This window comes from Mycobacteriales bacterium, assembly GCA_035550055.1.
GTDB lineage: Bacteria > Actinomycetota > Actinomycetes > JAFAQI01 > JAFAQI01 > DASZTV01.
The window spans coordinates 32,166-54,909 of record DASZRO010000005.1 but is presented as its reverse complement, the minus strand read 5'-3'; the positions used below and the strand labels follow the sequence as shown (position 1 = coordinate 54,909).

Below are 22,744 nucleotides of genomic sequence, written 5' to 3'. Positions count from 1 at the left end.
CAGGCGACAGATGACGCTTCACAAATCGGGCTGAAGCGCGAGTGATCTAATGCCCGCATGCGCACCGAGATCTGCGACCGCCTCGGGATCGAATACCCGATCTTCGCCTTCAGTCACTGCCGCGACGTCGTCGCTGCAGTGACCAACGCCGGCGGGATCGGCGTACTCGGGGCGGTCGCCCACAGCCCGGCTGGTTTGGAGACCGACCTCGCGTGGATCGACGAGCAGGTCGGCGGCAAGCCGTACGGCGTCGACCTGTTGCTGCCCGTCAACTTCGTCGCGACGGAGACCGCGCAACCCAAGACCGACGACCTGTTCCCGCCGGAGCAGGTGGCCTTCGTCGAGGACCTTCTGCAGCGTCATGGTGTGCCGCCGCTGCCCGAGGGTGTCGACGCGCGGCGGGCCTCGATGAGCGTGTCCCCGGAAGCGAACAACACGCTGCTCGACGTCGCGCTCGACCACCCGATCCGGCTCTTGGCGAGCGCGCTCGGGCCGCCGAGCCCGGAGCTGATCAACCGCGCGCACGGGCGGGACATCCTCGTGGCGGCCCTCATCGGGGCCGCATCCCACGCCCGCCGCCAGCAGGAAGCGGGCGTCGACCTGATCGTCGCCCAGGGGACCGAGGCCGGCGGCCACACCGGCACCGTCTCGACGATGGTTCTCGTCCCGGAAGTGGTGCGCGCCGTCGCGCCGCTGCCGGTGCTCGCCGCCGGCGGGATCGTGACCGGCGCGCAGGTCGCCGCCGCAATGGCGCTCGGCGCCCAGGGGGTGTGGTGCGGGTCGGTCTGGTTGACCACCGCCGAAGCGGAGACCGATCCGGTCGTGAAGCAGAAGATGCTCGCCGCATCGTCGAGTGACACCGTGCGGTCCCGCTCGCTCACCGGCAAGCCGGCTCGCATGCTGCGTACGGCCTGGACCGACGAGTGGGAGGCCGACGACGCGCCGTCGCCGCTCTCGATGCCGCTGCAGACCCTGCTCGTCGCGTCCGCGCAGCAGCGAATCGCCCGCGACGCCCGGACGCCGGGCAGCGGCGCCGAGCAGCTCGCGACGTACTTCGTCGGCCAGGGCGTCGGTCTGATGGACCAGATCCGGCCGGCGCGACAGGTGGTGGAAGAGATGGTGGCGGGCTACCTCGAGGCGGCCGAACGGTTCGCCGCGCAGGTCGGCTAGTCGCTCGCCGACTTCAAGGTCTGCACCTCGGAGACCTTCCACGAGCCGTCGACCTGCTGGAGGTCGAGGTGCAGGTCGACGGTCGCGGTCGACATCGGCCCGCCGTTGCTGGACGACCTGGTCGACAGTACGACGAAGGCGCTCGCGTGACCCGCGTCCGCGTCGGACACCGTCTCCTCGAGGACCGTCGCCGAGCCGGTCGCCTTGGCCGCGAGCAGCTGGCGCTGCACCGCGGCGTTACCTGACGCGTCGCGGCGGGCGAAGCTGCCGGTGGCGAGCGAGGCGATCCGCGACTGAGTGGCCGCCAGATCTCGGTAGTCGTAGGTGAACAGGGCGACCGCTTCCTTGGCTGCGACATCGGCGACGGCCCGGCGTTCGTCGTCAGCGGTGGTCGCCGCCGTCAGCTGCGACCGGTCCCGGTCGGCGCGATGCCACTCGAAGCCGGCGAGCGCCGCGCAGAACACGACGACGACGACAAGGACGACCTCGGCCCACGCTCGGCGGGCGGAGGGTCCCGCCCCGTCCGACATCAACAGCCGGTCGAGATCCGGATCTGCCCGGCCTTGTTGGTCAGCGGCGTGCTCGGCAGCTTCATACCGCCACCGCCGAGGGTGACCCCACAGCTGCCCACGTAGATCGCCGGCAGCGGGTAGATCGGCAGGGCCGGCGAGCCCATCGCGTCAGGGTCCTCGTAGAACTGGAACCCGGGCTCGTTGTTGACCTTGTGCACCTCGTGCTGCCGCCAGTAGTTCATCCCGCCCCTGGGGTTCTTCGCCCCGCTGGGGGACACGTTCTTCTTGGAGGTGTCGCAGGAGGCCGGGTTGTCCGGGTAGTAGCCCTTGCCCTTCCCGTCGTCGCCCGGCTGCTCGCCGCCGCTGTTGCATGCGTACGGGTCCCACTGCTTGCCGGAGTAGTCGACGGTGTCGCGTTCGGAGTTCCTGCTGTGCCCTTCGCACTTGTCGAGCCTCGGGTCCTCGCCCGAGTTGGCATCGCACCCGTAGTAGGCAACCTGCTTCTCGGTGGTCGACGCCGCGCAGATGCCGTCGGCGCAGAAGCCGACCGACGCGTTGAGCAGGCCCTCGGGCTGGCTCAACGAACCCGACTGCGCGAGCCGCTGCGGGGTGAGGGCGAGCATCACGCCGCCGCCGTCTGACGGGCCGTTGGCGCCCGCCTGGCTCTCCGGGGAGCTGCCCGGGCCCTCGCCGTCGTGCTCGCCGTTGTCGCTGTTGTCGTCCATGCCGTAGTAGAGGATCAGCCCCTGCGTGAGCACCTTGGTGACGCTCTGCTTCAGCCCGGAGTCCAGTTGGAGGTGGCTCTTGCCGGCCTCGCCACCGGGCATGTCCTCGCACTTGTACGGGAAGCCCGGGATTGCTCCGGCAATGGGGCAGTAGTACTGGTAGTAGTCGAAGTTCAGTCCGAAGCCGGTGCCCGCCTTGTTGTTGCCGCAGCCGTAGGTGTTCTGGCTGTTGGCCTTCGACGTCTTCTCGGGCCTCGTCCCGACCGGCGCGGTGGCGCCGGTGCCGTCGGTGTTCACCGAGATGCAGCCGGCGTGGGGCGCGCCGCTTTGTCCTGGGTAGGCCAGCGAGTAGATCGTGTGTGTGCCCTTGGAGGCCGGATCGATCGGCGACTCGTTGATGCCTACCTGCGCCCATGACGTGTCGGTCGCGCCGTGCTTGCCGTAGGTCGCGGAGTCGTTCCAGCCGTTGTTCGGGTTCCCGTCGGTGATGCCACCGCTCTCGAGCGAGAGCTGCGCGCTGTGGCAGCCCGGGTACTCCATGTACTGCGGGGTGTTCCACGAGCTGTCGGTCCAGTTGCAGTCCTGCCCGGGTGCGCTGTAGGTGCCGCCACTCACCGCGTACGCCGCGCCGGCGGCGCCCATCGAGAGCGTGATCGCGGCGAGCCCGGTGACCGACAGCTTCGGCAACAAGCGACGCATGGCGGGTGCCTCCAGTGACGATCTATGACGCCGGTGTCAGCGTCATGGTCGACCACTTCGACGCGCGGCGGCAACTTCCTGTCGCTGCCGTGACGCCACCGGCCTTGCGAACTCGCGCTGCGGCATTGACGTGGCGGGAGGGTCGATGGTTCCATCTATTTAACTAGTTTCCTAGGTAAATAGATGAGGGGTCGCGGTGATCGAGTTCCACCTGGACAGCCGGTCGGGGGTCTCGCCGTACCTTCAGCTCGTCCAGCAGGTCCGGCACGCCCTGCGGCTGGGGATGCTCACCCCCGGTGAGCAGCTGCCCACGGTCAAAGACGTCGTCGCCTCACTCGCCATCAATCCGAACACCGTCCTCAAGGCCTACCGCGAGCTGGAACATGCGGGACTCGCCGCAGGCCGTCCCGGCGTCGGGACGTTCATCACCGCGACGCTGCCCGACGCACCGGCAGCCGCCCAGCTCCCGCTGCGCCGCGAGCTCGATCGCTGGATCGTCAAGGCGCGCGCCGCCGGACTCGACGAGGAGAGCATCGAGGCGATGTTTCGCGACTCCTTTCGCGCGGCGGCGATCCGGGACATCGCGTGAGCACCTTCTCGACCCCGACGGCGGCCTCGACCCTGCGCGCGGCGGGCCTCGGTAAGCGGTACGGCCGCAAGTGGGCGCTGCGTGGGTGCACGGTCGAGATTCCCGCGGGCCGCATTGCCGGCCTCGTCGGTCCCAACGGCGCGGGCAAGACCACCCTGCTGCAGTGCGCCGTCGGCCTGCTCACCCCGACCGAAGGATCGCTCGAGGTGCTCGGCGAGCGGCCGGCGGCGAACCCGGAACAGCTCGGCAGGGTCGGGTTCCTGGCGCAGGACGCACCTCTATATGCGTCGCTGTCCGTCGCCGATCATCTCCGGTTCGGCGCCCACACCAACGCGAGATGGGACGGCGAGTTCGCGCGCGAACGCATCGCCCAGCTCCAGCTCGACCCGGCACAGCCCGCCGGCGGGCTTTCCGGCGGTCAGCGGGCGCAGGTCGCGCTCACCGTCGCCCTCGCCAAGCGTCCCGAGCTCCTCGTCCTCGACGAGCCGGTGGCCGCGTTGGATCCGCTTGCCCGCCGCGACTTCCTGGCGATCCTGTCGTCGTACGTCGCGGAGCACGGCATCAGCGTGATCCTGTCCTCGCACCTGCTCGCCGACCTCGAACGGGTGTGTGACTTCCTCGTGCTGGTCTCGGCGGCGCGGGTGCAGCTCGCCGACGACGTCGACGAGCTGCTCGCCACCCATCGACGGATCAGCGGCCCGCGCCGGGATCTGGCCACGTTGCCCGCCGACCAGCAGCTCGTCTGGGAAAGCCACACCGATCGCCAGTCGACCGCCGTCGTACGAACTACCGCACCGATTCTCGATCCGGCCTGGCAGGTCGAGGAGCTCAGCCTCGAAGACATCGTCCTCGCCTACATGGGCGGGGCGGACGAGGCGGTATCCGCCGGGCGCTCCACGATGGGGGTGCTGCGGTGACCTGGATGAGCTGGCGCCAGCTGCGCACGTCGGTGCTGGTGGTCGGCGGTGCGCTGGCGGTCATCGCGGCGATCCTCGCGGTCACCGGGGTGCAGATGAACCACCTCTACACCGACTACCGCGACTGCAGCGGCGTGACGTGCAACTCGGCGTTCACCCGGCTGCTGACCCGCTACCCGCGGATCGACCTCATCGAGCTGCTGGTCATCGCCGCGCCGGCGGCAGCCGGGATCTTCTGGGGTGGCCCGCTGGTCAGCCGGGAGCTGGAAAGCGGGACGTTCCGCCTCGCGTGGACACAAGGCGTGAGCCGCACCCGCTGGATCGTCGTCAAGCTCGCCGTCGGCGCCGCGGTGAGCGCGGTGGCGGTCGGCATCCTGACGTTCGCCATGACGTGGTGGGCGATCCCGCTGGACCGGGTCAACGCCGATCGCATCGACCCGATGACGTTCACCGAGCGTGGCGTCGTGCCGGTCGCGTATGCGCTGTTCGCCTTTGCGCTCGGCGTCGCCGCAAGCGCGGTCGTGCGCCGCACGCTCGGCGCGCTCGCGACCACGTTGACCGGCTTCATCGCGGTGCGGGTGCTCACGCAGCTCTACGTCCGGCCGAGGCTGGTCTCACCGCTGCACAAAATCCTGCCTCTCACCAGCCAGCTGGGTGTCGGCATCTCGCGGTCGTTCGGCGGCGCGTTCAGCGTCAACCTCGCTGGGAAGCCCTCCGTGCACGCGGCGTGGGTGACCGACGCGAAGATCGTTGACGCGGCGGGCAACTCGCCGACCTCCGCCGACGTGCAGGCCGCCTGCCAGGCGTTGATCAACCAGACGCCGCCGCCGGCCGCCGATCGGGCCACCGGCCCCGGCCCGGTGCACAAACAGGTCACGCCGCAGATCCAGCACGACTTCGCCAGCTGCCTGCACAACCTCGGCCTGCGGTTCCACGAGGCGGTCACCTACCAGCCGGAGTCTCGATTCTGGGAGCTGCAGTGGCTCGAGTCGCTGGTTTTCCTCGGGCTGGCCGCGGTGCTCGTGGGGTTGACCGTCTACTGGGTACGCCGTCGGCTGGTTTGAGTCGAAAGAAGGCCCGCGGGTGATCCCGCGGGCCTTCTTCGGGTGGGGTGAGCGACGGGGCTCGAACCCGCGACCCCCGGGACCACAACCCGGTGCTCTACCAGCTGAGCTACGCCCACCAAAGCGGTCCGTTCTCGTCGTACCGCGAGCGCAGAGTCTAGTCGGACACCGCCCGGCTCGGGTCGGCCGGAGCGGGCGCGCCCAGGCCGAGTGCGCGCGCCGCCGCCCGCGCGGTGTCGGTGTCGGGTCCGGGCGCCGGGACCATCACCGTCGAGCGGTAGTACCGCAGCTCATCGATGCTTTCGATGATGTCGGCGAGCGCGCGATGACCGCCGTTCTTGGCCGGCGCGTTGTAGTACGCCCTTGGGTACCAACGCCTGGCCAGCTCCTTGATCGACGACACGTCGATCATCCGGTAGTGCAGGTGCGCGTCCAGCCGCGGCATGTACCGCGCGATGAAGGCGCGGTCGGTGGCGATCGTGTTGCCGCACAGCGGCGCCTTTCCCGCCTCGGGAACGTGTTGCAGGAGGTAGTCCATGACCTGCGCCTCTGCCTGCTCCACGGTCGTGGCGGTGTGACGGATCTCGTCGAGCAGGCCGGACGCCGTGTGCATGTCGCGGACGAACTGGTCCATGGCGACGAGCTGGGACGGCGTCGCCGAGATCACGATGTCGATTCCGTCGTCGAGGCGGTTGAGCTCGGCGTCGGTCACGACCGCGGCGATCTCGACCAGCACGTTGCGCTGAGGGTCCAAGCCGGTCATCTCACAGTCGATCCAGACCAGCGGACCACCGATGCGCTGGTCGGTCGTCATGACGACAAGGGTTGCACGGACCTACCCTTGCCATGGCCGGAAATGATCGTTCCGGCCGTTCGGCGCCCGTAGCTCAGCGGATAGAGCGACTGCCTTCTAAGCAGTTGGTCGCAGGTTCGATCCCTGCCGGGCGCGCGTGGGAGGCAGCCATACCGAGCGGATCGAGGCTCGGCGGCGCTGGTGGGGAACCGGCAAGGCGGTGCTCGTCCGGGCGACCGTCAGCCTCATCGCCTCGCTGCTCGTCCTGAACGTCCTCGGCGCGATCGCGACCGGTTTGGTGGCGGTGTTCGTCGTCCCGGAGCCGCAGCAGCTCAAGGCCGACGCCAGCTTGACGACATACATCGTCCTGGCAGCGATCTACTTCGTCGCGGCGATCGTCGGCGGCGTCGTGATGGGCGTCCGCTCGCTGTCGAGCCTCGCCGAGTGGCTGCCGTCGGAGCGGCCGCCCACGCCTGAGCAGCAGCTCCGGGTGCTGCGCGGCCCGCGGAGCCTCGCTCGGGGCATCGGCGTGCTCTGGCTCGGCGCGACGGTGCTCTTCGGCGCGCTCACCGCCCACTACTCGACTGATGCGGCGCTGCGGATCGCCGCAATCGTCGGGCTCAGCGGCGTGATCACCAGCGCGGTGACGTTCCGGCTCGCCGAGCGGTTGCTCCGCGAAGCCGCCGCCCGAGCGCTCAGCGCCTCGGACCACCCCCAACGGATCGCGCAGTCGGTGGCGGTCCGGTCGCTCATGACCTGGGTGGCCGGCACCGGCGCGCCCGTGTTCGGGGTGGTGCTGCTCGGCGTGGCGAGCCTGGTCGACGGTGTCGGCACCCGTCGCGAGCTCGCCATCGCCACCGCGGTGCTCGGCGCCAACTGCCTGCTGGCCGGCTTCCTGACGACGCTGTTCGTCACGCGGGCCACCGCCGATCCGATCATCTCGGTACGCCGCGCGCTGGCCCGCATCGAGCAGGGCGAGCTCGACGTGTCGGTGCCGGTGTACGACGGGACCGACATCGGCCTGCTGCAGGCCGGCTTCAACCGGATGGCGGCCGGGCTGCGGGAGCGCGAGCGGTTGCGCGACCTGTTCGGCCGCCACGTCGGTGTCGACGTCGCACGGCACGCGCTCGAGCACGAGGTTCAGCTGGGCGGCGAACAGCGTGACGTCGCCGTGCTCTACATCGACATCGTCGGGTCGACGAAGATCGCCGGCCGGCTGCCGCCGGTCGAGGTGGTCGAGCTGCTCAACCGGTTCTTCGCGACGGTGATCGACGTCGTCGAGGCCGAAGGCGGCTTCATCAACAAGTTCGCCGGGGACGCCGCCCTGGCCATCTTCGGCGCCCCGGTGCCGCAGGACGACCGCCACCTGCGGGCACTCGACGCCGCCCGCAACCTGGCCCGGCGAGTCGCCGAAGAGGTGCCGGAGGTCGACTTCGGGATCGGGGTCGCGTCCGGGGTGGCGGTGGCCGGCAACGTCGGCGCCACCCGCCGGTTCGAGTACACCGTGATCGGCGATCCGGTGAACGAGGCGGCGCGGCTCGGCGAGCTGGCGAAGGGCTTGCCGGGGCGGGTCGCAGCCTCCGGCGACACGGTCGACGCGGCGCGTTGCGAGGGCTGGAGTGCCGTGTCAGAGGTCGAGCTGCGCGGTCGCGTCGCCGCAACCCGCGTGTTCCTGCCTCGCGTGGATGTCTGACGTAGCCGCCTGACGCGGCTATGGTGCGCCCGTGCTGCTTGAAGTCGAGCACGTCACGGTGCGCTTCGGTGGGCTCACCGCGCTCGCCGACGTCTCGGCGTCGGTCGACGAGGGCGAGGTCGTCGGCGTCATCGGCCCGAACGGCGCCGGGAAGACGACGCTGTTCAACGTCATCTGCGGCTTCGTCCGTGCCGACGACGGTGAGCTGCGGTGGCGCGGCCAGCCGTTGCGTCGTCATCGCCCGCACCAGCTGGCGAAGCTCGGGATCGCCCGGACGCTGCAGGGGCTGGGCCTCTACCCGCACATGACGGCGCTCGACAACGTGATGGTGGGGGCTGACCACAACGCCAAGACGGGCTTCGCCTCGGCGCTGTTCGCGTTGCCCCGCAGCGACCGAGACGAACGCCGGCTGCGCGACCAGGCCCTCGAAGCGCTGGGCTCGCTCGGCATCGCGGACGCCGCCGGCTCGTTTCCCGGCCAGCTGCCCTACGGCGTGCAGAAGCGGGTCGCCCTCGCGCGTGCCCTCGTCGCCGAGCCGAGCCTCTTGCTGCTCGACGAGCCCGCCTCCGGCCTGTCCTCGGCCGAGATGGACGAGCTGGCGGACCTGCTGCGCGACCTGAAGTCACGCACCGCCGTCTTGCTCGTGGAGCACCACATGGACCTCGTCATGGGGGTCTGCGACCGGATCGTGGTGCTCGACTTCGGGCGCTGCATCGCGACCGGGACACCGGACGAGGTGCGCAACGACCCGAAGGTCCTCGAGGCCTATCTCGGCGAGCAGATCGACGAGACGACGGCCGAGGTTGCCGGTGAGTAGCCCGCTCACCCTCGACGGCGTCGTCACGTCGTACGGCGCGGTCCGCGCACTCGACGGGGTGAGCATGTCGGTGCCGGTGGGTCGGATCACCGCGGTGCTCGGGGCCAACGGCGCCGGCAAGACCACCCTGCTGCGGACCGTCAACGGGCTCGTGAAGCCCACGGCCGGAACGATCACCTACGACGGTCACGACCTGGTCGGCGTGCCGGTCGACCGGGTGGTCACATACGGCGTCGCGCACGTCCCCGAGGGTCGGGGCGTCATCACCGAGCTGACCGTGGAGGAGAACCTTCGCCTCGGCGGCCTGTGGCGCGCGGACCGGCGTACCGCGACCGCGGCGGGCCTGGCGGAGGTCTACGCGATGTTCCCGCCGCTGGCCGACCGCCGTACGAAGTCCGCGGACACGCTGTCGGGCGGCGAGCGCCAGATGCTGGCGATCGGGCGCGCCCTCATGAGCCGGCCGACGTTGATGCTGCTCGACGAGCCGTCGCTGGGTCTGGCGCCTCGCGTGACGGCACAGATCATGGCGACGCTCAAGCGGCTGAGCCAGGATCAGGGCCTGACCGTCGTGCTCGTCGAGCAGAACGCGCGAAGCGCGCTGTCCGTCGCCGACACCGCCGTGGTGCTCAACCTCGGCAAGGTCGTGGCGCAGGGCGACGCCGCCGAGCTCGCCGCCGACGAGAAGCTCCGACATGCCTATCTGGGCTTCTGAGACGGGCGGGTCCGACACGTGAACTTCGTCAACGACGTCATCTACGGCGCGGCGAACGGCTTCATCTATGCCGCGGTCGCCCTCTCGCTCGTCCTCATCTGGCGCTCCACGCGGATCGTGAACTTCGCGCAGGGCGGGATGGTCATGGTGACGACGTTCATCGCGTGGGACCTCGTCGTACGCCACAACCAGAGCTTCTGGGTCGGGCTGGTCGTCGCGATGGCTGCCGGGCTCGTGCTCGGCGGCGCGGTGGAACGGATCCTGATCCGGCCGGTCGAGAACGGGCCACCGCTCAACCCGGTGATCGTCGCGCTCGGGCTGTTGCTCGTCCTCGAGGGCGGCGCCGGGATGGTGTGGGGCAACAACAACAACACGTTCCCGGCGGAGTTCTCGCTCGTCTACTACCACGCCGGTCACCAGGTGATCCTGTTCAACTCCGACCTGCTGTTCGTCGTGCTCGCCGTCACGGCCATCGCGGTCGCCCTCTACCTGCTCTTCCAGCGCACCCCGGTGGGGTTGCGGATGAGGGCGGCGGCGTTCAACCCGGAGGTCGCCCGGCTGTTGGGGGTGCCGGTCAGCCGGCTCCTGACGCTCGGCTGGGCGCTCGCAGCGGTGGTCGGCGCCGTCGCCGGCGTGCTGATTGCCGGCATCCCCGGCAACTACGTCAGCCCCAACGGGTTCGACGGACTGCTCATCCTCGGGTTCACCGCAGCGGTGATCGGCGGTCTCGACTCACCGATCGGCGCCATCGTCGGCGGACTGCTGCTCGGCGTCGTGCTCCAGGTGCTCGACGGCTACGTCAGCAACGACATCGACAGCTTCTTCGTCCTGCTGCTCCTGCTCGCGGTCCTCATGGTCCGTCCGAACGGCTTGTTCTCGCGGCACCAGGAGCGGCGGGTATGAGGGTTCCGGGAGTGCAGCTGGTCCGTCGCTCGACGCTGCTTCGCAGCGTCCTGATCGCCCTCGTGACCGCGCTCGCGCTCTTCGTCCTCAGCGAGTCGATCGGCGAATACCGCAACTCGCAGCTGGCCTCCGTCGCGCTCAACTTCTGCGCGATCGCCGGCCTCACGGTGCTGATCGGGCGCTCGGGTCAGGTCTCACTCGGCCACGGCGCCTTCCTGTTCGTCGGCGGCTACTCGGTGGCGCTCATGCTCAAGCACCACACGTTCCCGAACTCGCCGACCACGAACAAGCTGTTCATCCTCGCGTTGCTCGTCGCGGTTGCGGTGTCGGCGGCGGTAGGCGCGTTGGCGGGTCTCGCCGCGGCCCGGCTGCGGGGCCCTTACCTCGCGGGCGTGACGCTCGCCCTCGCACTCGGCCTGCCGGAGCTGCCGACGTACTCGCACCTGTCAGGCAAGCTCGGCGGCCACACCGGCCTGGTCGTCAACATTCCGAACTCGCTGGACAACATCGACTTCGCGCGCTGGCAGGCGTGGATCTGCTGCGCATGCGCGGTCATCACGCTTTTCTTGCTCTACAACCTGATCCACAGCCGGGTGGGCCGTTCGTTCGAGGCGGTCCGCGACGATGAGGTGGCGGCGTCGCTCGCCGGGTTGTCCGTCGCGCGGGTGCAGGTGCTCGCGTTCGTCGTGAGCGCGGCGGCCGCGGGCCTGGCCGGTGGGCTCTACGCGCTCACCGCCGGCCAGGTCGACCCGCTGTCGTTCCCGTTGACGTTGTCTCTCGATCTGCTCGCCGCGTCGGTGATCGGCGGGCTCGGCACGCTGTCCGGAGCGGCGTACGGCGCGGTGCTGATCACCTTCCTGCCGAGCTGGGCACAGGACGTGTCCGGCCTGTCCGCCACGTCCAAGGTCGGCGCCAACCTCCCGACGACCGTCTTCGGGTGCGCACTGGTCGTGTCGATGCTGCTGCTGCCCCACGGAATCCAGGGACTGCTCACCCGCGTCTCGCGAGAGGCGCGCGTTCGGGTACGCCGGGTGCGCGCCGCTCGGTAACGCGTCGGACACGATCTCGCGAGTCGCTATGCATCGAATCGCATTCGGAATATGTTGCCGCCGAGCAGATCTCCACGATCAGGAGGACATATGACGAAGGCACCACTGCGGCTCGCCGCGCTCGGTGCGGTAGCGGCACTCGGACTTGCGGCTTGTGGCGGGAGCAGCAGCGGGGGCGGCAACCCCACCAGCGGCGGCAGCTCCGGGACCAACACCGCGTCCGCTCCCGGAGTGACCGCGACCACCGTCACGATCGGCAGCCACCAGCCGCTGACCGGCGTCGCGGCCCCGGGCTACGACGAGATCGCACCGGCGGCCAACGCCTACTTCCAGTACGTCAACGCCAACGGCGGCATCAACGGCCGCACCATCAAGTACACCTACCTCGACGACGCCTACGACCCGACCAAGACGGTCGCTGACGTCCACAAGCTCGTCGAGCAGGACAAGGTCTTCGCGATCTTCAACGGCCTCGGCACGCCGACCCACGAGGCGGTCGTCCCGTTCCTGAACCAGCAGAAGGTGCCGGATCTGTTCGTCGCCTCGGGCTGCCTGTGCTGGAACAACCCCAGCTCCGACCCCGAGACCTTCGGCTGGCAGCCCGACTACACGCGCGAGGGCAAGATCCTCGGCAGCTACATCAAGCAGCACTTCGCCGGCGACAAGGTCGCGATCTTCGCGCAGGGCGACGACTTCGGTCACAACGGCGTCAAGGGCCTCGAGGACGAGGTCGCCTCGAGCGACGTGGCGACGGTGCAGTACTACAACCCGACCAACACCACCGTCACGCCGCTCGTGCAGAACATCGCACAGTCGGGCGCGCAGGTCGTGGTCTCGTTCAGCGTGCCGGCGTTCACCGCGCTCTACCAACTCACGGCGGCCCAGCTGAAGTTCCAGCCCAAGGCGCTCGTCGTCAGCAACGTCGGCTCGGACCCGATCACGCTGTCGGGCCTGCTCACGCAGTTCTCGAAGGGTGCGGTGCAAGGCAAGGACCTGATCCAGGGCATCATCACCGACGGCTACCTCGCGTCGCCGTCCGACCCGTCGAACAGCTGGATCCAGCTGTTCAAGAAGATCCACGACACCTACATCCCGAAGCTGCCCTTCGACGGCAACGTGGAGTACGGCATGGCCGCGGCGTACACGTTCGCGCAGGCGCTCGAGGCCGCGGGTCAGAACCCGACCCGCGAAAGCCTCGTCCAGGCCGTCGAGAAGGGCGGGTTCACCGGTCCGGGTCTGGTGCCGTTCGGTTACTCGGCCAGCGACCACTCGGGCTACATCGGGACCCAGATCGGGATCATCAAGGGTCTGGCGATCTCGCCCGTCGGCACTCCGGAGACGACGGACGACGGCAGCGGTCCGATCACGCCGTACACCACGGCGCAGCCGACCGCGCCGGCGAACGGGATCCCCACGGACTGAGCAAGTCCACCAGTGACAGGCGGCTCGGTTCACCGAGCCGCCTGTCACGTCTTCGGGCTGAGGCGCAAGGATGACCACGTGACAGACCAGCTGGCAGAGCTCACCGAGCAGGCCGTGCCGCACGAAGCGGTCGGCCGTTACCTCGCCGAACGGCTCGGCGACGACGGATGGCGTGACTGCCGCCTCGAGCTGATCGCGGGCGGCAAGTCGAACCTGACCTTCGGGGTCACCGCGTCGGCCGGCACGGCGGTCCTGCGCCGGCCGCCGCTGTCGAACCGGCTGCCGACCGCCCACGACATGGGGCGCGAGCACCGCGTCATGACGGCGCTGTGGTCGACCGCCGTACCGGTCCCGAAGACACTCGCGCTGTGCGGGGACGAGGACGTCATCGGTGCGCCGTTCTACGTGATGGACCGGGTCGCCGGCCACATCGTCCGCGACTCGCTGCCGGAGGGCTACGCGACGTCGCCGGAGGAGCGACTCGCGATCGCGAACGGCCTGATCGACGTCCTGGCCGATCTGCACGCGGTTGTGCCGTCGGAAGTCGGCCTGACCGACTACGGCAGGCCCGACGGCTACCTCGAACGCCAGATCCGGCGCTGGACCTCGCAATGGGAGGCCACCCGGGATGCGATCCAGGCGACCGGCAGCGACCTCGACCGGCTGGCAACCAGGCTGTCCGAAGCGGTGCCCGAGTCGGCGACCGGCCCGATCGTGCACGGCGACTACCGGATGGACAACGTCCTGCTCGACCCGGTGACGCCCGGCGCGATCGCTGCGGTGCTCGACTGGGAGCTGTCCACGCTCGGCGACCCGCTCGCCGACCTCGGGCTGTTCTTCATCTACTGGCAGGACGCGGGTGAGCAGACCAGCGAGCTGACCGCGGGCATCCTGCCGACCGTCACGACGTTGCCCGGCTTCCCCAAGCGACGCGAGCTGCTCGACCGCTACGCGACGCGCAGCGGGCGCGACCTGTCGCAGCTGCCGTGGTACGTCGGTTTTGCCTGCTTCAAGCTCGCGGTGATCGTCGCCGGCGTCGCGGCCCGAGGCATGGCGGGGGCGATGATCGGTGACGGCTTCGTCGAGATGGCCGCGCGGATCTCACCGCTGGTCAACGCCGGGCACCAGGCGCTCACCGACGGGCTCTGACGACCGGCGTTCGGCGCCCTGAGAAGGGCGACGGCCGGATCAGCGCAGGTCAGCGCAGGCTCAGGCCGCCGTCGATCACCCAGACCTGCCCGGTCACGTAGGTCGAGTCGACGAAGGTCTGGACGACCTCGGCCACGTCGTCGGGGACGGCGGCACGCTGCATCGGCGCGACGAACTTGATGGCCTCGTGCAGGTCGCCCCACTCCGCCGTCCACGGGGTGTCGACCAGGCCCGGAGCCACCGCGTTGACGCGCACCGCCGGAGCGAGCGTGTTCGCCAGCAGGGCGGTGAGGTGGTGCAGAGCCGCCTTGCTGACGGCGTACGGGACGGACGAGCCGGTGGGCCGGACTCCGGCCACTGACCCGACGTTGACGATGCAGCCGGCGCCCGACTCGCGCAGGTGCGGGATCGCGGCGGTGGTGACCTGCCACGTGCCGACGACGTTGACGTCGTAGAGCCGGCGGAACACCTCGGGCGAGGCCGTCTCGAAGTCGTCGTGCGGGATCCGCACGGTGGTCCCGGCGTTGTTGACCAGCACGTCCAGGCGTCCGAAGCGCTCGACCGTGCCCTCGACGAGCCGGGTCGCATCGGCCGGATCGGACACGTCGCCTTGCAGGTAGTGCGTGCGTTCCCCGAGCTCGGCCACCATCGCAGTGCCGGCCTCGACGGACTTCGTGGAGTTGACCACGACCCGCAGCCCCTCGCGGACGAACCGCTCGACGACCGCCTTCCCGATCCCGGAGGTCGAGCCTGTGACCAGCGCAACGCGTTCGCTCATGCCGAACACGCTGGCACACCCGTCCACAGGCGTTGCCGTCCGGTCGGCCGTCAACAGGGGTGGCGCCGCCCGGCCGGTCGTGTCGGCGCAGGTCGAGACGGTGACGGCAGCCGGGGAGGGCCGGCCAACTGACGAGCGGAGCGAACGATGGAGACCTACGTCACTGTGCAGGGCAATCTCACTGCTGACCCCGTCGCCACGACCACGGCGAGCGGGGCCAGCCTGGTCAAGATCCGCGTCGCGTCGAACGCGCGGCGCTTCGACAAGCAGTCCGGCGAGTACCGCGACATGGACCCTATGTTCATCAATGCCACCTGCTGGCGAAACCTCGGCAGTCACGTCCTCGCGACCCTCCGCAAGGGAGACAGCGTCATCGTCCACGGCCGGCTGCTGTACCGGGAGTACGACGACACGAAGGGCGTCCACCGCACGCAGTTCGAGATCGACGCCCTGGTGGTGGGGCCGGACCTCAACCGCTGCGCGGCCGATCTGCGCCGTCCGTCGCGCGCGACCGCGGAGGCGCCGCCGACCCCTGCCGAGGTCGCCGCATAGGTCGCCTAGCCTGGCGGCGTGGCTCAGTACATCTACTCGATGCGTAACGTCCGCAAGGCACACGGCGACAAGGTCATCCTCGACGACGTCACGCTGTCGTTCCTGCCCGGAGCGAAGATCGGCGTCGTCGGTCCGAACGGCGCGGGCAAGTCCAGCGTCCTCAAGATCATGGCCGGCCTCGACACCGCCTCGAACGGCGACGCAACGCTGAGCCCGGGCTACAGCGTCGGCATCCTGCTGCAGGAGCCGCCGCTCGACGAGACCAAGGACGTCCGCGGCAACGTCGACGAGGCGGTTGCGGCGACGAAGGCGCTGGTGGACCGGTTCAACGAGGTCGCCGAGAAGATGGCGACGGAGTACACCGACGAGCTCGGCACCGAGATGGGCGTGCTGCAGGAGCAGATCGACCACGCCGGCGGCTGGGACATCGACAGCCGCATCGAGATGGCGATGGATGCGCTGCGCTGCCCGCCGGGCGACGCCGACGTCACCGTCCTGTCCGGCGGCGAGCGGCGCCGGGTGGCGCTGTGCAAGCTCCTGCTCGAACAGCCCGACCTGCTGCTGCTCGACGAGCCGACGAACCATCTCGACGCCGAGAGCGTGAACTGGCTCGAACAGCACCTGGCGACCTATCCCGGGACGGTGCTGGCCGTCACCCACGACCGTTACTTCCTCGACAACGTCGCCGAGTGGATCCTCGAGCTCGACCGCGGCCGTGCCTACCCCTACGAGGGCAACTACACGACGTACCTGGACGCCAAGGCCGCCCGGATCAAGGTCGAAGGCGCGAAGGACGCCAAACGCAAGAAGGCGATCGAGCGGGAGCTCGAGTGGGTGCGCTCGAACCCGAAGGCGCGGCAGGCCAAGAGCAAGGCCCGGCTCGCCCGCTTCGAGGAGCTCGTCGCGGAGGCCGACCGCAGCGCCCCGATCGAGACCGACATGATCCAGATCCCGCCGGGCCCGCGTCTCGGGTCGCAGGTCATCGAGGCGGTCGGGCTGACCAAGGGCTTCGGGGACCGGGTGCTGATCGACGACCTGTCGTTCTCGCTGCCGCGCGGCGGCATCGTCGGGATCATGGGTCCCAACGGCGTCGGCAAGACGACGTTGTTCAAGACGATCGTCGGCGAGGAGAAGCCCGACGCCGGGGAGCTGAAGATCGGCGAGACGGTCGAGATCTCCTACGTCGACCAGGGTCGCGGCGGCCTCGACCCGAAGCTCACCTTGTGGGAGGTGGTCTCCGGCGGCCTCGACCACATCATCGTGGGCAAGACCGACATCAACAGTCGCGCCTACGTCGCTTCGTTCGGCTTCAAGGGTCCTGACCAGCAGAAGCCGGCCGGCGTGCTGTCAGGCGGTGAGCGCAACCGCCTCAACCTGGCACTGACGCTGAAGGCCGGCGGCAACGTCCTGCTGCTCGACGAGCCGACCAACGACCTCGACGTGGAGACCCTTCGCTCACTCGAGGACGCCCTCGAGGAGTTCCCGGGCTGCGCCGTCGTGATCAGCCACGACCGCTGGTTCCTCGACAAGGTCGCGACCCACATCCTGGCGTGGGAGGGCACCGAGGAGCAGCCAGGTCGCTGGTACTGGTTCGAGGGCGGCTTCTCCGACTACGAACGCAACAAGGTCGAGCGACTCGGCGAGGACGCGGCGCGCCCGCACCGGGTGACCCACCGCCGGCTCGCCCGGGACTGAGCTCGATGGCGGCTGCCGGGCCGGGATGGGACCCTGGGCAGTACCTGCGGTACGCCGACGAACGGTCCCGGCCGTTCTTCGACCTGCTGGCGCGGGTCCGGGTGCAGGCCCCGCGGCTCGTCGTCGACCTCGGCTGCGGTCCCGGCAACCTCACCGCGACGCTGGCGCGGCGCTGGCCGCACGCCGCGGTGGTCGGCGTCGACAGCTCGCCCGAAATGATCGCGGCCGCGGCCGAGACTTCGGGGCGGTTTGATCGTTTGACCTACGTGTGCGCCGATTTGCGGGATTGGCACCCCGACGGCGCGCCGGACGTGGTCGTGTCCAACGCGGTGTTCCAGTGGCTTCCCGACCAGCTGGGCCTGATCGAGCGCATCGCCGGTTCGGTAGCTCCGGGCGGGGCGTTCGCGTTCGGTGTCCCGGCGAACTTCGACGCTCCCTCCCATCGGGTGATCCGAGACGTGTGCTCCTCGCCGAGGTGGCGCGACCGGCTCGCTGACGCCCGCCGGGTGGAGGCCCGCGTCGCGGCGCCCGAGGACTATCTCGCGGTGCTCGCCGCGGCCGGCCTCGAACCCGACGTGTGGCAGACGACGTACCTGCACCTGTTGCACGGTGACGACGCGGTCTTGGACTGGGTGAAGGGAACCGCGCTTCGACCGGCCCTCACCGCACTTGACGGGGACCCGGCGGCCACCGAGGAGTTCCTCGCCGACTGCGGCGCCGGGCTGCGTGAGGCCTATCCGGCCGGACCGGCCGGGACGGTCTTCCCGTTCACCCGGACCTTCGCCGTCGGTCACCGGGCGGCGGCGTGAGGCGTCGACTCCTCGCGGCCTGCCTCGCCGCGACCGTCGTTGCACCGATGCTCGCATCGGCCGCCGCGCCCGCCGCGGCAGTGACGCCGGCAGGCCGGCAGAGCCGCGACAGCGGCGTCGGCATCGCCGGCGGTGACATCTATGTGTGGAGCAGCCATGCCAGCGAGGAGTCCGGCAGCGGGTGCACCGTCTCCTTCGCGGTCCGCTCGGTCAGCACGCACGCGCTCGGGATGCTCACGGCCGGTCACTGCCTGTCGACACTGACCGGCGGACCGGCCTACCTCGTGCATCAGACCGAGCGGCTCTCCGGCGACGACACGGAGCCCGGCGACCTGCTCGGGACGGTGTCGGCGTCGAGCTACACGGTCGGCGAGTCGGGGGACAGCGCGTTCGTCCGGCTCGCCGCCGGGATCACCGCCCAACCGGCCGTCTTCACCGGCGGCATGACGTCGCGGCGGTCGATCCCGGTGGTCGGGACCGCAACGGTCAAAGCGGGGGAGCACGTCTGCTACTCCGGCGCCGCGACGGGAGAGCACTGCGGCTACACCGTGGTCGGCTGGCCGCAGACGGTCGCGTTCAGCTCCTCCCGCGCCCACGCCAAGATCGCGATCAGCAACGAGTGGCGCGCCACGGCAGCCACGTGCACCTCGGCCAAGGGGGACTCCGGCTCGCCGGTGTTCATCCGGCGCGGCGGCGTCGCCTACGCCGTGGGGATCCTCTCCGGCGGCCAGGCCAGGCCCGGCAGGTGCCCGTTCTACTTCACACCCGTCACCCTCGCGCTGCACGCTCTCGGCGTGCGCCTCGTCACGACGACGCCATGACGTCCCCCGACGGCCTCGGCTCAGTCGCTGTTGACGAGCACGTCGGCGGCGTTGGTCAGGTAGGACCACAGGATCTCGTCGGCCTCCGCGGGCAACGCGACGTCGTCGAGCGAGGCCCGCATGTGGGCCAGCCAGTGATCACGCGCAACCGCGTCGATGCGAAACGGCACGTGCCGGGCACGCAGCCGTGGGTGGCCTCGCGTCTCGGAGTAGGTGCGCGGTCCGCCCCAGTACTGCTCGAGGAAGAGCAGCAACCGCTGCGCGGCGCCGGCCCAGTCGTCCTGCGGGTAGATCTCGACGAGGACCGGGTCGTTCGCGACGCGGGCGTAGAAGCCACTCACCAGACGCTCGAAGGTGTCGTGGCCGCCGACCGCGTCGTAGAAGGTCGCCGCCGAGTCGACACCTTCGATCGAGATCGGCTGCGGGCCGGGCGCTTCCATCACGCCACCCATTCTGGTACCCGCCGTTCGCGTCATGGTCGGGCTACGCTGAGCCCAAGTTTGGGAGGCACCCGGTGGCTCACGCGCTCGTTCTCAACGCGACCTATGAGCCCTTGTGCGTGGTCTCGCAGCGGCGAGCCGTGGTGTTGGTGCTGACCGGCAAGGCGGTCGCCGTCGAATCCGCCGACGAGGTGCTGCACAGCGAGCGGCTGAGTCTGCGACTGCCCCTCGTCGTACGACTGGCGCGGTTCGTGCGTGTCCCGTATCGCGGTCCGGTCCCGCTGACCCGCCGCGCGGTGTTCGCCCGCGACGGTGGCCGGTGCGTGTACTGCCTGGCCCCGGCGACCAGCATCGACCACGTGGTCCCGCGCAGCCGTGGCGGCAGCCACGTGTGGGAGAACGTGGTGTCGTGCTGCCGCCGCTGCAACCACACCAAGGCCGACCGGGCGATCTCCGAGCTCGGATGGCGGATGCCGCGCCAGCCGGCCGCGCCGACCGGAATCGCCTGGCGGGTGCTCGGCACGGGCCGGATGGACCCGCAGTGGCGCCCGTACCTGGGTGACGACGGGTACGACGCCGAAGCCGCGACCGCCTAGGGTCGGTGGCGTGAACACCCGCATCCTCCTCGCTGCGGTTGCCGTCCTCGCCGCAGCCGGCTGCAGCGGCGGCTCGTCGAACGGCGGCACCCCGTCCGGCGGCACCCCGACCGGAGTGCCGTCGGTCAGCACGTCGGCGTCGACGACCCCGTCAGCGTCCGCGACCCCCTCGCCGTCGCCGAGCCTCACGCCGACCTTTCCGACGACGATCAAGGCGACGCAGACGTGCGCCACCGGCAGCCTGTCGCTGTCGGTCGGGCAGGGGCAGGGCGCAGCCGGCACGTCGTACGTGTCCCTCGTGTTCACCAACACCGGCTCGAAGCCGTGCACCCTCTACGGCTACCCGGGCGTGTCGTTCCTCGACGCCGCCGGCAAGCAGCTCGGGGTTCCTGCGACGCACACCGGCGGTGCGGAGGGCGTGGTGACCCTCGCGCCGCACGGTACGGCGAACGCCCAGCTCGGGTTGCCCGACACCGGGAACTTCTCCGCGTCCGGCTGCCAGCAGGCGACCTCGTCGAAGCTGCAGGTCTACCCGCCGGGCGACTACGGCGCCCTCACGATCTCCTACGCCGCGGCGATCTGCACGACGGCCGCAGGAGCGACCTCGGTCACCCCGGTGACACCAGGCAGCGGCGCGTAGAGCTGCCGTGTCGCAGCTGCACGACCTGACGCTGCTCGAACAGGCCGCGGCAGTCCGGCGCCGGTCGGTGTCGCCGGTGGAGCTCGTCGAGTACTACCTCGGCCGCATCGAGCGACTCAGCGACGCCGTCGGCGGCTTCGTCACCGTCACGGCTGAGTCGGCGCTCGCCGACGCCCACGCCGCGGAGCACGCCGTGACGAACGGGGCCGACCTCCCGCCCCTGCACGGTGTCCCCACGGCGATCAAAGACCTCAACGCGGTCGCCGGCGTACCGACCCGCTTCGGCACCGCGATCTGGCCGTCGGGCAGGGTGCCGGACGCGGACGACGCGGTCACCGCGAAGCTGCGGGCCGCCGGCACGGTCTTCCTCGGCAAGACCAACACTCCTGAGTTCGGCTCACCCTGCTACACCGAGCCCGACATCGCGCCGCCGGCGCGCACGCCGTGGGACCTCGAACGCTCCGCCGGCGGGTCGAGCGGCGGGGCTGCCGCCGCTGTCGCCAGCGGCTTGGTGCCGGCCGCGCAGGGAAGCGACGCGGGCGGTTCGATCCGCATCCCGGGCAGCGTCTGCGGGCTCGTCGGCGTCAAGCCCTCGCGCGGCCGGGTCTCGAACGGGCCCGTCTCGCCGGAGATCAGCGGCCTCGGCGTCCAAGGTCCGCTCGCCCGAACCGTGCGGGACGCCGCCGCGATGTTGGACGCGATGAGTGGGCCGGGTGCCGGCGACTGGCACTGGGCGCCGCCGCCGGCGACGTCGTTCCTCGCGGCGTGCGAGGAGTCCCCGGGACGGTTGCGGATCGGCCGCTACACGCGACCGGTGATCGCCGACGGGCCGGTGCACCCGGACTGCCTCGCCGCCTATGACGCGGCCAGCCGGCTGCTCGACTCGCTCGGTCACGAGGTCGTCGACCACACCACGAGCTATCCGGGCGATCTGGTCGAAGCGTTCGAGGTCGTGTGGTCGCAGGACTTTCTCTCCTTGCCGCTCGAACCCGACGAGGAGGCGCGGGCCCGTCCCATCACGCGGTGGCTGCGCGACCGCGGTCGGGCCACGACCGGCGAGCAGATCTACGCCGCGCTCGGGAGGCTGCGCGCTGCGACGCGCGCCGAGCTGGTGGCCACCGCCGGGTTCGACGCGGTGCTCACTCCGACGCTGGCGCAGCCCCCGGTCCTCGTCGGCGCGTTGCGCAACGACGACGACCCGGCGGCGGACTTCGAGGCGCAGAAGCGCTTCACGCCGTTCACCTCGCCGTACAACATGTCCGGGCAGCCGGCGGTGACGTTGCCGTTGCACTGGACGGCGTCAGGCCTTCCGATCGGGATCCAGCTGGTCGGCCGACCGTACGGCGAGGCCACGCTGCTGCGGCTGGCCGCCCAGCTCGAAGCCGCGACACCGTGGGCGTCACGGCGTCCCGAGTGCTGGTGAACGGCCGGGGTTCGATAAGTTCACGATCGTGAGGAACCGCACCAGGCGCCTGCTCGCCCGAACCGTCACCGTCGCGCTGGGCGCTGCGGTGCCGGTGCTGACCGCTGCCGCGCCGGCGCTCGCCCTGCACCGCGACGACGGCGGCTCCACCCACAACCCGTCCCTCGGCGTCGGGCTGACCCTGTTCTACTTCGTGGTCATCCCGCTCGGGGCGTTCCTGGTCATCGGCGGCCTGGCGCTGCTGCCCTCCGCGCTGTCGCGCCCGCGATACCGCCCCGGCCGGCCGTGGGAGTTCGGCGCGCGGTGGTTCAACGGGCCCCAGGACGACGGCGAGGCCGCGCCCGCCGCCGGCACGCGAGGTGGCGCAAGTGCCGAGTGGTGAGCCGTTCACCAACGAGCAGTACGCCGACATCGAGCACGTCCTCTCGGTCGCGAGTGCCGAAACCGGGCTGCGGTTCTCGGTCTACGTCGGCGACGTCGAAGGCGACATGCGGGACGCCGCCGAGGCGATGCACGCCAAGTTCGGCGCGGCGGCCACCGACACCGTCCTCGTCGTGACCTCTCCGGCAGACCGCTACCTGGAGATCGTCACCGGTGAGGCGGCGGCGCGCCGGCTCACCGACCGGGCGTGCGCACTCGCCGCGTTGTCGATGTCCGCCGCGTTCACCGGGGGCGACCTCGCCGGCGGAATCGTGACCGGCGTGCGAATGCTGGCGGAAGCTGCGGGTAAGCCCGTCTAGATGACCGAACCCGGGGGAGATCGACGTCGGTCACCG

At 70.3% G+C, this 22,744-nt stretch carries 25 protein-coding genes and 2 tRNA genes; 21 read left to right on the top strand and 6 right to left on the bottom strand.

Annotated elements, in window-relative coordinates; genetic code table 11:
- The first annotated feature begins 57 nt into the window (after positions 1-57).
- Positions 58-1,170: a nitronate monooxygenase family protein gene (locus tag VG899_00595; protein ID HWA64850.1), complete on the top strand. Its 1,113-nt coding sequence runs from the start codon at positions 58-60 to the stop codon at positions 1,168-1,170.
- Here VG899_00595 and VG899_00590 read toward each other — a convergent pair.
- Both VG899_00590 and VG899_00585 read right to left on the bottom strand, forming a co-directional pair.
- Positions 1,167-1,700: a hypothetical protein gene (locus VG899_00590; GenBank protein HWA64849.1), complete on the bottom strand. Its 534-nt coding sequence runs from the start codon at positions 1,698-1,700 to the stop codon at positions 1,167-1,169. The genes VG899_00595 and VG899_00590 overlap by 4 nt on opposite strands.
- On the bottom strand, positions 1,700-3,106 hold the full coding sequence (locus tag VG899_00585; protein HWA64848.1) for a hypothetical protein: 1,407 nt from the start codon (positions 3,104-3,106) through the stop codon (positions 1,700-1,702). The genes VG899_00590 and VG899_00585 overlap by 1 nt, the downstream gene beginning before the upstream one ends.
- A 196-nt stretch (positions 3,107-3,302) precedes the next feature.
- On the opposite strand from VG899_00585, the gene VG899_00580 reads away from it, so the two are divergent.
- Genes VG899_00580 through VG899_00570 form a run of 3 tightly spaced genes read left to right on the top strand, consistent with a single transcriptional unit; the run spans position 3,303 to position 5,676 of the window.
- Positions 3,303-3,695 (top strand): GntR family transcriptional regulator, encoded by a 393-nt coding sequence (locus VG899_00580; GenBank protein ID HWA64847.1) that lies wholly within the window; start codon positions 3,303-3,305, stop codon positions 3,693-3,695.
- Positions 3,692-4,612, top strand: coding sequence for an ABC transporter ATP-binding protein (locus tag VG899_00575; GenBank protein HWA64846.1), 921 nt, complete (start codon positions 3,692-3,694; stop codon positions 4,610-4,612). The genes VG899_00580 and VG899_00575 overlap by 4 nt, the downstream gene beginning before the upstream one ends.
- Positions 4,613-4,617: 5 nt before the next feature.
- Positions 4,618-5,676: an ABC transporter permease subunit gene (locus tag VG899_00570; protein ID HWA64845.1), complete on the top strand. Its 1,059-nt coding sequence runs from the start codon at positions 4,618-4,620 to the stop codon at positions 5,674-5,676.
- Between the two features lie 43 nt (positions 5,677-5,719).
- Here VG899_00570 and VG899_00565 read toward each other — a convergent pair.
- Together VG899_00565 and orn are read right to left on the bottom strand one after the other, a co-directional pair.
- A tRNA-His gene (locus VG899_00565) sits at positions 5,720-5,795 on the bottom strand.
- A gap of 38 nt (positions 5,796-5,833) precedes the next feature.
- Entirely contained in the window at positions 5,834-6,472 is a 639-nt protein-coding gene (gene orn / locus VG899_00560; GenBank protein HWA64844.1) for an oligoribonuclease, read from the bottom strand.
- Between the two features lie 80 nt (positions 6,473-6,552).
- Between orn and VG899_00555 the strand changes: the two genes are divergently transcribed.
- The 8 genes from VG899_00555 (at position 6,553) to VG899_00520 (ending at position 14,214) form a co-directional block, all read left to right on the top strand.
- Positions 6,553-6,625, top strand: a tRNA-Arg gene (locus tag VG899_00555).
- A 1-nt stretch (position 6,626) separates the two neighbouring features.
- Positions 6,627-8,162: an adenylate/guanylate cyclase domain-containing protein gene (locus tag VG899_00550; GenBank protein ID HWA64843.1), complete on the top strand. Its 1,536-nt coding sequence runs from the start codon at positions 6,627-6,629 to the stop codon at positions 8,160-8,162.
- A 31-nt stretch (positions 8,163-8,193) separates the two neighbouring features.
- On the top strand, positions 8,194-8,979 hold the full coding sequence (locus VG899_00545) for an ABC transporter ATP-binding protein (GenBank protein ID HWA64842.1): 786 nt from the start codon (positions 8,194-8,196) through the stop codon (positions 8,977-8,979).
- On the top strand, positions 8,972-9,691 hold the full coding sequence (locus tag VG899_00540; protein HWA64841.1) for an ABC transporter ATP-binding protein: 720 nt from the start codon (positions 8,972-8,974) through the stop codon (positions 9,689-9,691). The genes VG899_00545 and VG899_00540 overlap by 8 nt, the downstream gene beginning before the upstream one ends.
- Positions 9,692-9,709: 18 nt before the next feature.
- Positions 9,710-10,594 (top strand): branched-chain amino acid ABC transporter permease, encoded by an 885-nt coding sequence (locus VG899_00535; GenBank protein ID HWA64840.1) that lies wholly within the window; start codon positions 9,710-9,712, stop codon positions 10,592-10,594.
- A complete protein-coding gene (locus VG899_00530; GenBank protein HWA64839.1) occupies positions 10,591-11,643 on the top strand; it encodes a branched-chain amino acid ABC transporter permease in 1,053 nt (350 codons plus the stop codon). The genes VG899_00535 and VG899_00530 overlap by 4 nt, the downstream gene beginning before the upstream one ends.
- A 90-nt stretch (positions 11,644-11,733) precedes the next feature.
- Positions 11,734-13,065 (top strand): ABC transporter substrate-binding protein, encoded by a 1,332-nt coding sequence (locus VG899_00525; protein HWA64838.1) that lies wholly within the window; start codon positions 11,734-11,736, stop codon positions 13,063-13,065.
- A 78-nt stretch (positions 13,066-13,143) separates the two neighbouring features.
- Positions 13,144-14,214 carry a phosphotransferase family protein gene (locus VG899_00520; GenBank protein ID HWA64837.1) on the top strand — a complete coding sequence of 357 codons (1,071 nt, stop codon included), beginning with the start codon at positions 13,144-13,146 and terminating at the stop codon, positions 14,212-14,214.
- A 49-nt stretch (positions 14,215-14,263) separates the two neighbouring features.
- Here the strand turns inward: VG899_00520 and VG899_00515 are convergent, their stop codons facing one another.
- Positions 14,264-14,992, bottom strand: a complete 729-nt coding sequence (locus VG899_00515) for a glucose 1-dehydrogenase (GenBank protein ID HWA64836.1) — start codon at positions 14,990-14,992, stop codon at positions 14,264-14,266.
- 147 nt (positions 14,993-15,139) lie between these two features.
- Here VG899_00515 and ssb point away from each other — a divergent pair, with 147 nt between their 5' ends.
- The 4 genes from ssb to VG899_00495 are packed head-to-tail and all read left to right on the top strand — an operon-like array spanning position 15,140 to position 18,869.
- On the top strand, positions 15,140-15,544 hold the full coding sequence (ssb, locus tag VG899_00510; protein ID HWA64835.1) for a single-stranded DNA-binding protein: 405 nt from the start codon (positions 15,140-15,142) through the stop codon (positions 15,542-15,544).
- 18 nt (positions 15,545-15,562) lie between these two features.
- Positions 15,563-17,239: an energy-dependent translational throttle protein EttA gene (gene ettA, locus VG899_00505; GenBank protein ID HWA64834.1), complete on the top strand. Its 1,677-nt coding sequence runs from the start codon at positions 15,563-15,565 to the stop codon at positions 17,237-17,239.
- A gap of 5 nt (positions 17,240-17,244) precedes the next feature.
- Positions 17,245-18,048 carry a methyltransferase domain-containing protein gene (locus tag VG899_00500; GenBank protein ID HWA64833.1) on the top strand — a complete coding sequence of 268 codons (804 nt, stop codon included), beginning with the start codon at positions 17,245-17,247 and terminating at the stop codon, positions 18,046-18,048.
- Complete coding sequence (locus VG899_00495; GenBank protein HWA64832.1) at positions 18,045-18,869, top strand: S1 family peptidase; 825 nt, start codon at positions 18,045-18,047, stop codon at positions 18,867-18,869. The genes VG899_00500 and VG899_00495 overlap by 4 nt, the downstream gene beginning before the upstream one ends.
- 20 nt (positions 18,870-18,889) lie before the next feature.
- On the opposite strand, the gene VG899_00490 is transcribed toward VG899_00495, so the two are convergent.
- On the bottom strand, positions 18,890-19,309 hold the full coding sequence (locus VG899_00490) for a globin (protein ID HWA64831.1): 420 nt from the start codon (positions 19,307-19,309) through the stop codon (positions 18,890-18,892).
- A gap of 74 nt (positions 19,310-19,383) precedes the next feature.
- Here VG899_00490 and VG899_00485 point away from each other — a divergent pair, with 74 nt between their 5' ends.
- Genes VG899_00485 through VG899_00465 form a run of 5 tightly spaced genes read left to right on the top strand, consistent with a single transcriptional unit; the run spans position 19,384 to position 22,708 of the window.
- Complete coding sequence (locus VG899_00485; protein ID HWA64830.1) at positions 19,384-19,905, top strand: HNH endonuclease; 522 nt, start codon at positions 19,384-19,386, stop codon at positions 19,903-19,905.
- A gap of 10 nt (positions 19,906-19,915) precedes the next feature.
- Positions 19,916-20,545 (top strand): DUF4232 domain-containing protein, encoded by a 630-nt coding sequence (locus VG899_00480; GenBank protein ID HWA64829.1) that lies wholly within the window; start codon positions 19,916-19,918, stop codon positions 20,543-20,545.
- A gap of 7 nt (positions 20,546-20,552) precedes the next feature.
- Positions 20,553-21,968: an amidase gene (locus VG899_00475; protein ID HWA64828.1), complete on the top strand. Its 1,416-nt coding sequence runs from the start codon at positions 20,553-20,555 to the stop codon at positions 21,966-21,968.
- A gap of 28 nt (positions 21,969-21,996) precedes the next feature.
- Positions 21,997-22,350: a hypothetical protein gene (locus tag VG899_00470; GenBank protein ID HWA64827.1), complete on the top strand. Its 354-nt coding sequence runs from the start codon at positions 21,997-21,999 to the stop codon at positions 22,348-22,350.
- On the top strand, positions 22,337-22,708 hold the full coding sequence (locus VG899_00465) for a DUF5130 family protein (GenBank protein HWA64826.1): 372 nt from the start codon (positions 22,337-22,339) through the stop codon (positions 22,706-22,708). Before VG899_00470 ends, VG899_00465 begins: the two co-directional genes overlap by 14 nt.
- Positions 22,709-22,744: the final 36 nt, after the last annotated feature.

Excerpts from the sequence above, each read along its gene's own strand:
- VG899_00490 (HWA64831.1), bottom strand. The coding sequence starts at position 19,309 with ATGGAAGCGCCCGGCCCGCAGCCGATCTCGATCGAAGGTGTCGACTCG.
- VG899_00515 (HWA64836.1), bottom strand. The coding sequence starts at position 14,992 with ATGAGCGAACGCGTTGCGCTGGTCACAGGCTCGACCTCCGGGATCGGG.
- VG899_00595 (HWA64850.1), top strand. The coding sequence starts at position 58 with ATGCGCACCGAGATCTGCGACCGCCTCGGGATCGAATACCCGATCTTC.
- VG899_00590 (HWA64849.1), bottom strand. The coding sequence starts at position 1,700 with ATGTCGGACGGGGCGGGACCCTCCGCCCGCCGAGCGTGGGCCGAGGTC.
- VG899_00530 (HWA64839.1), top strand. The coding sequence starts at position 10,591 with ATGAGGGTTCCGGGAGTGCAGCTGGTCCGTCGCTCGACGCTGCTTCGC.
- ssb (HWA64835.1), top strand. The coding sequence starts at position 15,140 with ATGGAGACCTACGTCACTGTGCAGGGCAATCTCACTGCTGACCCCGTC.
- VG899_00500 (HWA64833.1), top strand. The coding sequence starts at position 17,245 with ATGGCGGCTGCCGGGCCGGGATGGGACCCTGGGCAGTACCTGCGGTAC.
- VG899_00525 (HWA64838.1), top strand. The coding sequence starts at position 11,734 with ATGACGAAGGCACCACTGCGGCTCGCCGCGCTCGGTGCGGTAGCGGCA.
- VG899_00585 (HWA64848.1), bottom strand. The coding sequence starts at position 3,106 with ATGCGTCGCTTGTTGCCGAAGCTGTCGGTCACCGGGCTCGCCGCGATC.
- VG899_00570 (HWA64845.1), top strand. The coding sequence starts at position 4,618 with ATGAGCTGGCGCCAGCTGCGCACGTCGGTGCTGGTGGTCGGCGGTGCG.